The sequence below is a fragment of the Luteolibacter sp. Populi genome (genome assembly GCF_040801775.1).
Classification (GTDB): Bacteria; Verrucomicrobiota; Verrucomicrobiia; order Verrucomicrobiales; family Akkermansiaceae; genus Haloferula.
In genome coordinates, this window is sequence record NZ_CP161812.1 from 1,274,419 (window position 1) to 1,288,062 (window position 13,644).

At 63.2% G+C, this 13,644-nt stretch carries 13 protein-coding genes; 5 read left to right on the forward strand and 8 right to left on the reverse strand.

The features are described 5' to 3' along the window. Nucleotides 1-298 precede the first annotated feature (298 nt). Nucleotides 299-1,087, reverse strand: coding sequence for a DUF1080 domain-containing protein (locus ABWK72_RS04960; protein ID WP_367873681.1), 789 nt, complete (start codon nucleotides 1,085-1,087; stop codon nucleotides 299-301). A 289-nt stretch (nucleotides 1,088-1,376) separates the two neighbouring features. Here ABWK72_RS04960 and ABWK72_RS04965 point away from each other — a divergent pair, with 289 nt between their 5' ends. Together ABWK72_RS04965 and ABWK72_RS04970 are read left to right on the forward strand one after the other, a co-directional pair. Beyond that, complete coding sequence (locus ABWK72_RS04965) at nucleotides 1,377-2,081, forward strand: hypothetical protein (protein ID WP_367873682.1); 705 nt, start codon at nucleotides 1,377-1,379, stop codon at nucleotides 2,079-2,081. Nucleotides 2,082-2,113: 32 nt separating this feature from the next. Next, nucleotides 2,114-2,701 carry a L,D-transpeptidase gene (locus ABWK72_RS04970; protein ID WP_367873683.1) on the forward strand — a complete coding sequence of 196 codons (588 nt, stop codon included), beginning with the start codon at nucleotides 2,114-2,116 and terminating at the stop codon, nucleotides 2,699-2,701. Between the two features lie 106 nt (nucleotides 2,702-2,807). Here ABWK72_RS04970 and ABWK72_RS04975 read toward each other — a convergent pair whose 3' ends face one another. Genes ABWK72_RS04975 through ABWK72_RS04985 form a run of 3 tightly spaced genes read right to left on the reverse strand, consistent with a single transcriptional unit; the run spans nucleotide 2,808 to nucleotide 5,143 of the window. Further along, nucleotides 2,808-3,662: an IS3 family transposase gene (locus ABWK72_RS04975; RefSeq protein ID WP_367872265.1), complete on the reverse strand. Its 855-nt coding sequence runs from the start codon at nucleotides 3,660-3,662 to the stop codon at nucleotides 2,808-2,810. Beyond that, nucleotides 3,659-3,973, reverse strand: coding sequence for a transposase (locus ABWK72_RS04980; protein WP_367871810.1), 315 nt, complete (start codon nucleotides 3,971-3,973; stop codon nucleotides 3,659-3,661). Before ABWK72_RS04980 ends, ABWK72_RS04975 begins: the two co-directional genes overlap by 4 nt. Before the next feature lie 57 nt (nucleotides 3,974-4,030). After that, nucleotides 4,031-5,143 carry an RsmB/NOP family class I SAM-dependent RNA methyltransferase gene (locus tag ABWK72_RS04985; RefSeq protein ID WP_367873684.1) on the reverse strand — a complete coding sequence of 371 codons (1,113 nt, stop codon included), beginning with the start codon at nucleotides 5,141-5,143 and terminating at the stop codon, nucleotides 4,031-4,033. A gap of 170 nt (nucleotides 5,144-5,313) precedes the next feature. Here ABWK72_RS04985 and lpxA point away from each other — a divergent pair, with 170 nt between their 5' ends. Next, nucleotides 5,314-6,090, forward strand: a complete 777-nt coding sequence (gene lpxA / locus ABWK72_RS04990; protein ID WP_367873685.1) for an acyl-ACP--UDP-N-acetylglucosamine O-acyltransferase — start codon at nucleotides 5,314-5,316, stop codon at nucleotides 6,088-6,090. A 381-nt stretch (nucleotides 6,091-6,471) separates the two neighbouring features. Here the strand turns inward: lpxA and ABWK72_RS04995 are convergent, their stop codons facing one another. Both ABWK72_RS04995 and pssA read right to left on the reverse strand, forming a co-directional pair. After that, nucleotides 6,472-7,077, reverse strand: coding sequence for an N-acetylmuramoyl-L-alanine amidase (locus ABWK72_RS04995; protein WP_367873686.1), 606 nt, complete (start codon nucleotides 7,075-7,077; stop codon nucleotides 6,472-6,474). 29 nt (nucleotides 7,078-7,106) lie between these two features. After that, a complete protein-coding gene (pssA, locus tag ABWK72_RS05000; protein ID WP_367873687.1) occupies nucleotides 7,107-7,973 on the reverse strand; it encodes a CDP-diacylglycerol--serine O-phosphatidyltransferase in 867 nt (288 codons plus the stop codon). Between the two features lie 74 nt (nucleotides 7,974-8,047). On the opposite strand from pssA, the gene ABWK72_RS05005 reads away from it, so the two are divergent. Next, on the forward strand, nucleotides 8,048-8,596 hold the full coding sequence (locus ABWK72_RS05005; RefSeq protein WP_367873688.1) for a rhodanese-like domain-containing protein: 549 nt from the start codon (nucleotides 8,048-8,050) through the stop codon (nucleotides 8,594-8,596). A 340-nt stretch (nucleotides 8,597-8,936) separates the two neighbouring features. Then, complete coding sequence (locus ABWK72_RS05010; RefSeq protein ID WP_367873690.1) at nucleotides 8,937-11,504, forward strand: multicopper oxidase domain-containing protein; 2,568 nt, start codon at nucleotides 8,937-8,939, stop codon at nucleotides 11,502-11,504. 119 nt (nucleotides 11,505-11,623) lie between these two features. On the opposite strand, the gene ABWK72_RS05015 is transcribed toward ABWK72_RS05010, so the two are convergent. Continuing rightward, nucleotides 11,624-13,015: a hypothetical protein gene (locus ABWK72_RS05015; protein WP_367873691.1), complete on the reverse strand. Its 1,392-nt coding sequence runs from the start codon at nucleotides 13,013-13,015 to the stop codon at nucleotides 11,624-11,626. Continuing rightward, entirely contained in the window at nucleotides 13,002-13,631 is a 630-nt protein-coding gene (locus tag ABWK72_RS05020) for an RNA polymerase sigma factor (RefSeq protein ID WP_367873692.1), read from the reverse strand. The genes ABWK72_RS05015 and ABWK72_RS05020 overlap by 14 nt, the downstream gene beginning before the upstream one ends. Nucleotides 13,632-13,644: the final 13 nt, after the last annotated feature.

The following is a 13,644-nucleotide window of genomic DNA, read 5'->3' on the forward strand; positions in this document are numbered from 1 at the left end:
AATGGAAATGTAGGAGCGCCACAATCTGCCAAACCCCGTAGAGGTACGGGGGCCGTTGGCCGCCGAGGCCAGGTGAGAACCTAGGGCAAATGCCCGCTGTAAGGACGGCTCTTCCCCTGGGAGCGCGGAGCCACCGGGCCCGCAGAACGGTCCCTGGGTGCAGTGGGCACGCACAGGTCGGCAGCCGGGCGACGGCGCTTTCCACTAACGCCGCGCGATGGGTAGCGCTTCTGGGGACCGTTCTGCGGGGCAGAGCCTCCGCGGTCCCGGGCGCTGGCGCGTTCAACCGCACCGATGGCTACGGCGTTTCGTCCAGCGGCTTCAGCTCGATATTCCGGAACCAGACCCCCTGCCCTTCCGCCTGGAGCGCGATGTTGCCGAAGCTCAAGGACTCCTCAGCCCCCGCCGCGTAGAGTTCCTTGGTCGCCTCGATCCGCCCCTCGGGGTCGAGCTGCGGGCGCTGGTAGCGCAGCACCTCCTTGCCGTTCACGCGGTGGATCACCTCCTTGTTGCCGTGAACCTCCAGCTCGATCTTCACCCATTCCTCCGCCGGGAAGGTCGGAGCGGTCGATTCCACAATGTGCTGGGTGACCAGCTTGCCCTCGATTTCCAGATTGGTACCCGGCGTGCAGACGTTCCCGGTCGGGCGCTCGCCCTTGCCCTCATCGGCAAGAAATTGGAACTCCAAGCTAACCGGAAACGATTGTTTCAAGCCCAAGCTCTGAGGCGGTTGTGAATGATACATGACGCCGCTATTCAAGTTCACATAGCTGGGCGCATCCGCCATCATTTTGCCATCGAAGCGGTATTCCATCCGCAGGATATAATGCGAATAGGCTAGATTCGAATAGAGATGGCCGTATTGACCGCTGAACTTACCGTAGGCGTCGTAGGAAACTTTCAGAATCCCATCCTCGACCCGGAAGGTATTGAAAGGATTTTCGCCCGCGGGATGCCCCGTCACCTTGGGGGTCCAGCCGTCGAGATTCCGGCCGTTGAAAAGCTTCACCCAAGGCCGGTCTTCCGCAGAGCAGGAGAGCGATGCCGCCAAACCGAATGCCAAGACGAGGGCGCTGTTTCGAATCATGGAGCGATGCTCCGTTCAGGCGGGGCGGCGGTCAATCTTTGGCGGTGGAAATTACGCTCCGCCTCCATTCGGATGATTTAATCAATCGATTCAATCAGCTTCCTAAACATGTATTTCGTTCAGACAATACGCTTTTAATATTAGATTATTGCATTTAATTTCACATTGATAATGAAATAGAAAGATTCGACCTCAAATTTCCATTTCCCAAACCGCTTGAAGTGAAATCTCCATCGTTTGCATTTCGTTTCTGATGAAAGCGTCAGCCTAGGATTCTCGTTTCGAACGGATGCTTCGAGTCCCCACCCTTTTCTTTGTCGCGGCGCTCTTCGGTTGCCCGGTAGCATTCGCAGATGCCGTTTTAAGCGCTGCCGATTATTCCGAACCTCAGGCCGTCCAAGGATGGAACGTCCGCATCGAGAAGTCCCTCGCCGACCATCCCCGCCGCCAGGCCGCTCTCGACCTTTTGGATCGCAAGCTCGCCGATGTCGAAGCCCTTGTGCCTGCCGCCGCCCTCCCGGAACTTAAGGCAGTTCCAATCTGGTTGAGCCGCGACGCTTCCCGGGGAGCCTGTTATCATCCTTCGGCAGATTGGCTGAAGGATAACGGTCGGGTGGTGGAAATGGCCCGCTCCATCGAACTCCAGAATATCGATAACTTCATCGACTGGTCCCCCACCCAACCGCTGATGATCCTCCACGAACTGTCCCACGCCTGGCATCACCGGGTCCTGCCACAGGGCTACGAAAACCCGGAGATCCTCGCCGGTTTCAAACGGGCGGAGGCGGGTGGCAAGTATGCCATGGTCCGCTACGCGGGCGGCACCGAAAAGCGCCACTACGCCCTCAGCAATGCCATGGAATACTTCGCCGAATGCAGTGAGGCCTACTTCGGCAAAAACGACTTCCAGCCCTTCGACCGTGCCGAACTCCGTGAATTCGACCCCGCCGGCTACGCCTTGGTCGAAAAAGTCTGGAAAATCAGTCCTCCTTAAGGATATGCTCGGCGGCGTTCCTGCCTCCCAGCATGAGAATTCTCAGTCTCGCCCTCGCCGCCGCTTTCCTTTCCTCCTGCTCGTTCCAGCCGCGGATTCCGCCGAAGGCGAGCCAAGTCATGCACGATTGGCACGATGACGGTGGTCCGGGCGAGCTTTCCGTCGAGATCGACCTCGGCCGCCAAGTGGCCACCTACAAGCGCGGCGAGCGCCCGATCGGCTGGTCCTACGTCTCCACCGGCAAGGAAGGCCACTCGACCAAGCCGGGCAACTACACAGTGACCGAGAAGATGGAGCTCAAGGAATCCAACCGCTACGGCTGGATCGCTGATGCCACCGGGAAGGTCACCAACGGCGACGCCAAGCCGACCACGCCGGTCCCCGAAGGTAACTTCTACCACCCGGCCCCGATGCGCTACTGGATGCGCATCACTTCCTACGGCATCGGCCTGCACGCCGGGGAAATCCCCATTCCCGGCGAGGCTGCTTCGCACGGCTGTATCCGCCTGCCGAAGGATTTTGTCCCGCAGCTTTATGAGGTGGTGAAGGTCGGGACGCCGGTGAAGGTGACGCGCGGCAAGCGCTCGCCACCGGAGCAGGTCGGACTGGCGGGCCTGTAAGGAGCAGCGACCTTATTGTCGCTGTGCGCCGGTCCGGTGCGCGGGTCCTGTGCCAGGGACAATAAGGTCCCTGTGAGATGCAACGGATTTTTGGACCGGTTGTTGGTTAGTTGGACGGAATGAGTTCGGCCTCGAACCGGGCCGGGGATCGGTAGCCGAGCGAGGAGTGCCTGCGATGGGTGTTGTAGTAGCCCTCGATGAAACTGAAGATTTCGGTCCGGGCGTCCTGTCCGTCAATGAAGCAGCCTCCCTGCAGCATCTCCTTCTTGAGGGTGGCCATGAACGATTCGCTCCACGCGTTGTGGTAGGGGTTGGCCCGTGCCGACATGCTCTGGCAGATGCCGGCCCGGGAGAGCATGGCGCGATATTCGCAGCTTCCGTACTGGCTGCCGCGGTCGCTATGGAAGATCAGGCCCGGGGCCGGACGACGCGAGCCGAGTCCTTGGGCGAGAGCATCGGCAACGAGCCCGGCGCGCATGTGGCGGGCCAGCGACCAGCCGGTGATGCGGCGCGTGCAGAGGTCGATGACCACCGCGAGGTAAAGCCATCCGGAGGCGGTGGGAATGAAGGTGATGTCGCCCGCCCAGACTTGGTCCGGCCGGTCGGGCAGCTCCTTTCCCGCGATGAGGTTGGGCGAGGGTTTGTCGGCCCGGCCGTCGCTGGTCTTCGGCACGAAGGTCTTGGGCTGGATGGCCTTGAGGCCGCGCTCGGCCATGAGCCTGCGGACCCGGGCGGGCGCACAGGTGATGCCGCGCCCGGCAAGCTCGTGCCAGATGCGGCGGTGGCCGTAGCGCCGCCGGTGGCTCTTGAAGATTTCTTCAATCGCATCGCCGGCCGCTTTGTCCGAGCGTTTGGAGGGGGTGGGTGCGGCGGCGTGGTAGTAGCTGCTGCGGGGCAGCTCGAGGACCTCGCAGATCCGGCGGATGCCGTGGCCGGTGGCGCGGTGGATTTCCCCGATCATGGCGCGGAGTCCGGCCGGGGACTGGTCCCGAGGATGACCGCGGCCTTTTTTAAAATGTCATTTTCCTGGCGCAGGCGGGCGAGCTCGCGGCGCAACGCGCGCAGGTCGTCCGCTGCGTCCCCCTCGCCTGCGGCTCGCGGGCCTTCGCTGCCGCCCTGCGCGCGCCTTGCCGCCTGTCTCCAGCCATGGAGGAGGTTGGCGCTCATGCAGAGTTCGCGGGCGATCTCGGTGACGGACCGGCCGGTGTCGGCAAGCGCGACGGCCTGGGCTTTGAATTCCTCGGTATATTGCCTGCGTGGCTTGGGATTCATGGACATGGATTCTGGAGTTTGTTGGTCCAGAAATCCAGCACACCTCACTGCTCCTTATTACACCCCGGCCAACCGCGCCGCGTAAAAGCCATCCCAACCGGTCGCCGCGGGGGAAATGCGGAGGCTCTCTTCCACCTGCCATCTCCCGTCCCGCTCTGCGAACGAGGCGATCTGCGCCTCGTTCTCGGAGGTCAGCACCGAGCAGGTGGCATACACCAGCTTCCCGCCCGGGCGCAGCATTTCGGTATAGTGGTCGAGCATCTTGCGTTGCAGGCGACGGGTCTTCTCGATCGCCACGTCGTTGAGCCGCCATTTCAAATCCGGCTGCCGTCGCAAGGTCCCGAGCCCCGAGCAAGGGGCATCGATCAGGATCCGGTCGGCCCAGCCGGCGTAGCGCTTCAAGGAGTCGGCCCGCCAGGTCTCGGTGCGGATGATCCGCGTCACCGCCCGCGTCGCGCGACGCCGCAGTTCGCTGAGTTTCGCCGTGGACACATCCATGGCCAGGATCTCGCCGCGGTCCTGCATCAGCGCCGCCAGATGGAGGGTCTTGCCGCCCGAGCCGGCGCAGGCATCGATCACCTTCATCCCCGGCTCCACTTCCAGCAAGGGCACCACTGCCTGCGAGCCTGCGTCCTGGATTTCCACCAGGCCTTCCGCCGCCAGCGGCTTCGGCAGCATCTTGCCTTCCGCCAGCACGAGAGCATCCGGAGCCCCTTCGGCCGGAGCCGCCGTCACGCCGTTTTCCTCCAGCCAGCGGATCGCGTCAGCCGGCGTCAGGCGCAGCCGGTTGACCCTCAGGAAAACCGGAGCGCGGCGGTTCAGCGCCACCAGTTCGGCATCCCAAGCCCCGCCCAATTCCTTCGCACAGCGTGCGTCCAGCCAGTCCGGCATCGACTCCAGGATCGCCCGCGGCTCGGAGCCTAACAATTCCTCGCGCGCCGTCATTTCCGGCACCCGGCAGCCCTGCCAGGACCACCATTCCGGAATCTCCAGCCCGGCCCGGTTCCACTGCGCCGCGCACAGCGACTCGATCGAGTCGTCCTGCGCGACGAAAGCGAGGGCCCGCCGCCAGCGCGTCACCTCGAAAACCGTGTCCGCGACGAAATGGCGGTCGCGCTTGCCCCACTTCGGGTTGGTCCGGAACGTGTGATCCAGAATCCGGTCCAGCACTTGCCCAACCTCGAAAACCTCGCGCAAAATCCCCGCGCATCCCTCCGCCAGTATCCGGTGTATCCTCACAACGGCGACCATGCCCGCCCCCCGGCGGTACTCAACGCCGATCTTCCCCGCAGACGGTTCCGCGTCTTGCCGCATTTCCGCGCCGCCGCTAGAAGGCTGCCGTGCCCAGCATTCATCCCAGCGCCCAGGTCTCGCCGGAAGCCGAACTCGCCGATGACGTGAGCATCGGCCCCTTCACGGTGATCGAGGGCCCGGTGAAGCTCGCCGCCGGCGTGAAGATCGGCGGCCATGCCTGGATTTCCGGCCGCACCAGCGTCGGCGAAGGCAGCAGCATCGGCTGGGGTGCCGTCGTCGGCGTCGATCCCCAGGATCTGAACTTCGACTCGAGCTGCGATTCCGGCGTGGTGATCGGCCCGCGCAACACGCTGCGCGAATACGTGACCGTCCACCGCGGCTCGAAGTCCGGCTGCAACACCGTGATGGGCGAGGGCAATTTCCTGATGACCGGCGTCCACCTCGCCCACGATGTCCTGCTCGGCGATGGCAATATCCTGGCGAACAACGTCCTGCTCGGCGGCCACGTCCACGTGGGGAACAAGGCCTTCCTCGGCGGGGCCGGCGGCTACCACCAGTTCGTGAAGGTCGGCGACCTCGCGATGGTGCAGGGCCTCACCGCCGTCAGCCAGGATGTCCCGCCTTACTGCATCGCCTACGGCATCAATCAACTCGCCGGCCTCAACTCTGTCGGACTGAAGCGCGCCGGCTTCAGCCATGAAGATCGCGCCGCGGTGAAGCGCGCTTACCAGCTGGTCTTCCACCCGCTCAAGCGCCGCCAGGATGCCTTGCAGGAAGCCAAGGAGCTCACCTGGCCCGATGTCGCGCAGAAGCTCATCGATGCCGTCGCGCATCCCTCCAAGAAGGGTGTGATGAGTCCGTGAGGTAGGGGCGCAAGAGAGGTCCCTAACGACCGCCATCAGTGGCATGTAGTCCCACCTTCAGGCCAATGCTGTTAAGGATTTGCCTTCCGCGGCTTCGCCGCCGTGGAGTGCGCGCAGCCTGCTGCCGCTGTCCCGAGGCAGCCTGCTGCAAGGGGCGCTGCAAAGGCGAAGCACCGGGTGGGGCGGGCCGCGGACGGAGCGTGAGATACGAAACTCTCCGGTGCTTCACGGCAGCAGGCTGCCTGCCGACAGCGGCAGCGGGCTGCGCGCACTTCACGGTCGCTGCACGACTGCCGCTCTGGGGACACGCCGGTGAATCCTTATAGGCATGGTCTGGAGGCGGGACTATATACCCTTGGTTCGCAAAGTTCCTCGTCCGTCCTACCTCACCGCCATCACCCCGTCGCAAATCGCCTGCGCTGCCGTCTGCTGGTACGCGCCCGTCTTGCACCGCGCCCGCTCGCCGGAGTGGCTGAGGAACCCGCACTCGACCAGCACCGCCGGGCCCTTGGTCTCCCGCAGCACCTTGTAGTCCCGCAGCTTCACGCCGCGGTTGTTCGTCTTCAGCCGCGCGGCCAGACGGCTCTGGACCGCCTGCGCGATCGCCCGGCTGGCAGCGCCGCCGTAGAAGGTCTCCACCCCGCGGTAGCTCCGGGACCTGCACGCATTGAAATGGATGCTGACCAGCAGGGCGGACGCATGGCGGTTCGCGATGCCCACGCGGCTTCCCAGCGAGACGAAGACATCGCTGCGCCGGGTCATCGCCGTCTTCACGCCCTTGTTTTTGAGAAGCCGTTCCAGGCGCTGCGCCACCTGCAGGGTCAGATGCGACTCCCGGACCCCGCCCCAAAACGCGCCCTTGTCCTTCCCGCCGTGGCCCGCATCGATCACCACGCTCGAGAACCGCGCCGCCTGCGCCATGCCCGCCAGGCAAAGCAGCAGGACCGCCAGCAGCGGGAGGGGAAAACGGGATGCCGGAGGAAACATAAGCCTCCGCCCTACATGATTAAGAAACCTTAATCAATCCGATTCTCCGCTTCTGCTTCATCCATCGGCTCCGCCGGGTCTTCGATCTCCTTCTGCACCTTCGCCGGCAGGAAGGGTCTTATCACCAGCCCATACAGCAGGTAGGCGCTGAAAAGCACCGCAGGCATGACGTATTTGAACTGCACCGTGGCGATCACGATCACCGCCGCGATGACGATCACCAGCGGCGTGCCGCGGGTCCGCCAGCCGACTTTCTTGAAGCTCGGGTAGCGGACATTGCTGACCATCAGCACCGACAAGCCGAGCATGGCCGCGGCCAGCACATACTTCCAGTTCCCCAGATCGCGGTCGGTCTCGTTGAAAAAGATAATCAGGTAGGTCAGCGAGGAAATGAAACCCGCCGCCATCGGAATCGGGATTCCCCGGAAATCGGAGCCGACATTGGCCGACTTCGGCAGGGCCGCCAGACAATTGAAGCGAGCCAGCCGGATCGCCCCGCAGAGGACGTAGATGCAGGCCAGGCCCCAGCCGAGCCCGGGAATCTTTTCATCCAGCGGGAAGAGCACCGCCTTCGCCATCAGGAGCGAGGGGGCCATGCCGAAGGAAATCACGTCCGCCAGCGAATCGAACTCGCGGCCGAAGGGCGATTCCTTGCCGCCCAGGCGGGCCAGGCGGCCGTCCAGCAGGTCGAAGATGCAGGACGCGAAGATCAGCATGATCGCCTGCTCGTAGTAGGGCTGGGCCTTGCTGAAATCGTAGTCCTTGCCGCTGGTCGCCACCATGATCCCCTTGAAAATCGTCAGCACCGCGAAGAACCCGCAGGCGAGATTCCCCGCAGTCATCAGATTCGGCAGGAGGTAGATTTTCGGTTCGTCCGGATCGATGGGTCGAGACATGCGCGGGGAACATGGCCCGGAAAGCCTCATTGAAACAGTGGAATTTCTGTCCCGCCCCCGTTAGCCTCTCCGGCGTGGACCCCGCCAGCATCACCGCCGAGACGCCGATGGGCGAAATCATGGCCGCCCTCCCGGGGGCGCGCCGCGCGCTTTTCTCGCGCTATCACCTCGGCGGCTGCCAGAGCTGCGGCTTCGCGGACAGCGAGTCGCTGGCCGAGCTCTGCGCCCGCTCAGGGCCCATCGATCCCGTGGAAGTCCGCGAGCATCTCCTGGCCAGCCACGCCCACGACGAGTCGATGATGATCTCCCCGGCGGACCTGAAAGCCGAGCTCGATTCCCCCGCCCCGCCGCTCCTGCTCGACACCCGCACCCGCGAGGAGCACGAGGCCGTGAGCATCCCCGGCGCGGTCTTCATGGAGCAGGAACTCCAACAGAAGCTCTTCGGCGGCGATCCGCAGCGCCGGATCATCCTCCACGACCACACCGGCAAGCACGTGCTGGATACCTGCGCATGGTTCCTCGGCCACGGCATGAAGAACACCCTCGCCCTCCGCGGCGGGATCGACGCCTGGAGCCGCGAGGTCGATCCGAGCGTGGGGAGGTATCGGCTGGAGATCGACTAGCCGCCGAGGCGACGGATCGACATCCGATGCCCGGTGAAGTTGCTCAATTCAGCGCCATGCGACCCGGACATTCATTTCTTCCGGCGATTTGATTTGGCGTCCGACTCCTCTTCTTGAAAAAAAACCCAGTTGCCAGTTTTATGCTTCCCATCTTCGGAATGGAGTCATAACAAGAACGGGTGATGAACCTCCCATCTCACACCCTTGTCTTCCGTATCACCTGAAGACTTATAGCACGCGGATCTCGTGCAATCGGCAATGCTCCAATACCGGAAGCCTTCGTCGCTTTCCTGCCCGCGGCCTCTTGTTGTCCCACCTATATCTATTGGCACCTCACGACATGAAACTTCGGATCGCAATCATCCAGGCTCTAGCCGTCACGGGTTCGCTCGAGGCGCAATCCATCGATCTGGCACCCTACATCTCGGATTTGAAGCGAATTGAAGAGCATCGGAAGAATTCCCGCAAGCTGGAGGCCAGCCAGCCTCCCCCGGAAGTTTCCCCTGCGGACGACGACTTGGGACGGCTGCTCCTCGCCTATCCGGCGAATCCGATTGCGTATGACAAGCCGCTTCCTCCGCCTGAAGATCCCACCCAGCCCGCGGGAACGGAAGAAGTGAAGGTCCGGCTTAGGACCTATTTCGCGATTTCAAAGGCGGGGGCTCAGGAGCTTCGCACCCTTGAAGCGAGCCTTGCCGCCAGCACCGGTCCGGAGCGGGCGGCCATCGAGAAGCAGCTCGCCAAGAAAAAACAAGACCTCATTGAAAACAAGCCCCGTAAGAACGTCCTGAACATCGGGCCGACTATCGTTGCCCACCCGGGCGATACCCTTAGGTTCGAACTCGAAAATGATCTTCCCGAAACGGAGCATAAAATCACCGACGAGAATACCCCCCACGACTTCAACCGCACAAACATTCACTTTCACGGGCTGCACGTCTCCCCGTCCGGAAACTCGGACAATGTGCTACTGGAGCTACGACCGCAGTCCGAGATCCATCAGGTGGAGGTCACGATTCCCGAGGATCACATCCCGGGGACCTTCTGGTATCATCCCCATGTTCACGGCTCAACTTCCATGCAGGTGGGAAGCGGGCTGGCAGGAGCACTTCTCATCAAGGCGAAGCCGGGGACCGGAGGAAGCAATCCCGACAACCTCGATGACCTCCTTTCGAGCCATGGCCTAAAGCCCGCCAACGATCATGCGTTGCTGTTCCAACAGATTCCTGTGACGAAAAACCCCGCGCCCGAGGCCAACGGCGTCTATGAAATCGAAAGCTTCCCGGGACATTTCGGCCGGAATATCTGGGTGGACGCCAATCTCAGGAAGAACGGTTGGCGCACGACCGTGAACGGACAGCGTCTTCCCGTCCTGCGTCTTGAGGCAAATTCCCTTCACCGCCTTCGGCTGATCCACGGCGGGGTGCACGAATCGATCAACTTTACCATCGTCCCGGTTTCTCCACCCGGCGGCGCGGGCAGCGAATCCGAGCAGCTCGGGAATTTCCAGAAGCAGAGGAGCACCGGGCAAGCAGGGAGCGTCCGCGCCTTCTCTTCACAATTGAACACGCTCCGTTCCATCCTGCCCAAGCCCGCCCCTATCCATTATTTCCAAGAGGTGGCCGTCGATGGCATCCCCGTGGCGGACCCCCAGGCGAGGAAGGATTTCCGCCGCACCAGTGGTGCTTCAGGCGAGGTGATCAAGCTTGAGCCGGGTTACAGAAGCGATGTCCTCGTCGAATTCAGCTACGACGAGAAGGGCCCGAACACCTTCGTGATCAGGGACGGCGCAGCGTTGAACGCGGCCGCTTTGGCGGCGATGGATCCGGCGTCCAGGGCGAACGCGGAGACGATGCTCAAGGAGGGACAGCTTTCCGTTAACGAAACCCTTCAATTTGAAAACGAGGCGGATCTGGACGAGCCATTCTTCCGCCCCCCGGCGGAGATCGCGCTTATCGAGGTGATCAAAGGGCCCGCAGCGGCCGCGACGCCACCGGAAAACCAGAAATACGCGACTCTCCGGCAGCCGGCCGCTACTCCGCGTGAGGAGGATGCCGCCACCCTGCGCGAGTTCACCCTGACGCCGGGCGCACCCGCATCCATCAACGGTCTTCCCTATTCAGCGGCACGCGAACCGATGCAACTCCCCCTCAATCGTCTGGAGAAATGGGTGCTCAAAAACACGGGTCACCCGTTTCACATCCACGTGAACCCTTTCTACGACCCGGTGGAAAAAGTGTGGAGAGATACGTTCCGGGCAATAAAGCTCGCGGATGGCACCGACGAATCTAACAGAGGATTCCTGATCCAACAGAAGGACTACCTGGGAAAATTCGTGATGCACTGCCACATCCTCGACCATGAAGACACGGGGATGATGGCTGGAGTGGAAGTGGTGAACACTCCTTATGAACCCGGTTCCCTGGTAAACTTGAATTATCGTGATGAGCCGGACAGTCCGTGGAAGGTGCCCGTCCTGACCCTCAAGAAGCAGGACGGCACGGATTTCATTCTGGGGGAGGAGTTCAAGGATGGAAACGCGTTATCCGTGGTCCTCGTGCTCCTGGAGAGCAAGGACTGCCCGGCGTGCTCCGCGCAGGTGGCCGCATTCGACGCCTTCAAGACCGAGTTGGACCAGTTGAAGTGCCGTGTTGTGTTTGTCGAGCCCAACGCACCCCGAGAAGCGGGAGGCGTGTTTCCCTATCTGTTCGATCAGGATTTGTCCGCACACGCGGCTTTGAAAGCCGTGAGACGCTTCCCGGGAGGAATGTCACCGCTCCACGGCACCTATGTGATCGTCCAGAGGAACAATGAATTGCGAATCGCGTGGCGGGCCTCCGGGGATCGCCCCTACATGCGGATCAAGGAAGAACTTATGCGGGAGATCAGGACTCTGTCACGACCATAGGAGCACTTGGAATCCTTGTCGGAAGGGCCATGCCGCCGGAAAGTCCGGGCAGGATTTCGCGAGGATCGCCCACGATTCGTAAGCCTTCCAAGAGCGGGATCGATACGTGAAGCGCAATCTCAATTCCCGCCCTGCACGATGACCCGCGGCCTGGGCGAGGCCGTGGTCGCCTGCCCCGGCACGACAATCGGGATTTCGATCAGTTGGAAGGAGGTGACGTTCGAGGTGGTCAAGAAGCTCGCCATCACGGTGGTATTCACGAAACCCGGGTTAAAGGCATCGCTGTTCAAATAGAGCTGCCCATTGCCAATCCCATTGAACCCGTAGGGATTCGCCAGGGTCCCCCAGCCGCCGTTGGAGAAATAGACCGCGCTGTTTCCGTTCCCCGTGGAGATCGAGGCTGATGCCGCCGATTGCACGGGAATGGTCCCGGTGGCGCCGGAGTCGTCGGTCCACACGATCTTGTGCTCGTGGCCTTTCGCCGGTGGCGGGACCTGATCGATCACGACCTCGGCCTTCTTGGTCGTGGGATCTTCGATCACGAAGCCCTCGGGCTCGGTGCGCGGCTGCCGGGTCACCTTGTTGTTGTCCACGGCAGCAAGCTGCGCCGCTGGCTTGAAGCCGCTGAGATCGGTCGTCTCTTCGTCGGCCCTGCGGCCGAGGAAGCTGCCGCCCGGGCCATCGGCGGTCCAGAGCAGGTGGCGCGTGGGATCGTAGTAAGAGCCCTCGTCGGACCGCAGCAGGCCGAGTTCCTGCCAGGAATCCTCCGGGAAATTCCGGTGCCGCAGCACGGCCCCTTCCGAGGTGAGATCGATGCCCTCGGGCAGCCAGCCGCGCTCGATGACGATCGAGGCGGGGTCGCCGGGCGCGCCGCTCTCCACTTCCAGCGAGCTGCGCAGTGCGGTGGTGAGGACATTCATCACGCGCTGGCGGGTCTCTTCCTGGCTGCGCTTGGAAGCACCGGGCGCGACCAGGCTCATCACCCGCGGTGCGGTCAGCAGGTCGCCGCGGCGGAGCAGGTCGACGGTCTGTTGCAGCTTCGAGTATTCGCGGCGCAGCTTCTCGTCCCGCGCGGCGATTTCGGGAGCGCCGGAAGCAGCGCCCGCAGGATTCTCGCGCGAAGTGAATTTCGTCGGAGGCGGCCCCGGAATGCCCGCGATCGGAACAGCGCGTTCCCCCTCATGCCGCGGCCACAGCAAGATCGCGACGGCAGCGGCTGCCGCCCAACCGCTGGCGGCCAGCAGCGGTGCCAGCTTCGGCTTTCGCACGCGCTCTGCAGCCGCCGGCGTGCCGAGCTTGTCCATGATGGAGTGCAGCACCTCCGGCGGGGCGGCCCGCAGCGGAGACACCGCCAGCCAGACATCTGCCGCGGCCTCGCGGGTTGACTGGGCTTCCGCGGCCAGGGCGGCATCCCGGACGAGGCGCGGATCGCTGGCCGCCGGATCACCCGGGGGCAGGATGTCCAGCGCGCGCGCGATGGCATCCTCACGATCACGATCAGGTCGGTTCATCGACGCCTCCTTTCTTCAAAAGTTCGCGCAGCTTCTGCATCGCCCGGTGCACGCGGATTTTTGCCGTGCCCAGCGGCACGCCCCAGCGCGAGGCGTGGTCCTGCAAGGTCCCGGGATCGAAGAGGGCTGCGCGAACACTGGCTGCCTCCGTATCGTCGAGCTTCGCCAAAGCCGAATGCACCCGCGAAACGGTATCGCGGAAAAACAAATCTTCCACCCCGCTGCGGGACGGCACTTCCAGTGCGGGCATGCGTTCCCAATCCTGCCAGACCGGAGCCCGGCGGCGCTTCTTGCGCAGATGGTCGAGGCAGAGGCCGCGCAGGATCATGGCGCACCAGGTGAAGCCGCGGCTCTTCTCCGCCTCGAAGTCCCCGGCCCGCCTCCAGACCCGCAGGAAGCAATCCTGGAGCGCTTCCTTGGCCGCGCCCTCATCGCCCACCCAATGCAGTGCCATGCTGTAGAGGCGGTCGCCCCACATCCGGTAGAGCTCCGCCAGCGCATCGCTATCGTGGCGGGCGATCCGGCCGAGCAGCCACGAGCCGTCCCAGGCATCGGCCTGTCCGTCCCTGTGGTTTGCTTTGGAGGCTTCAGCCATCGGCGTGTCGCTTTCTCTCATGGGTGATTGCCGG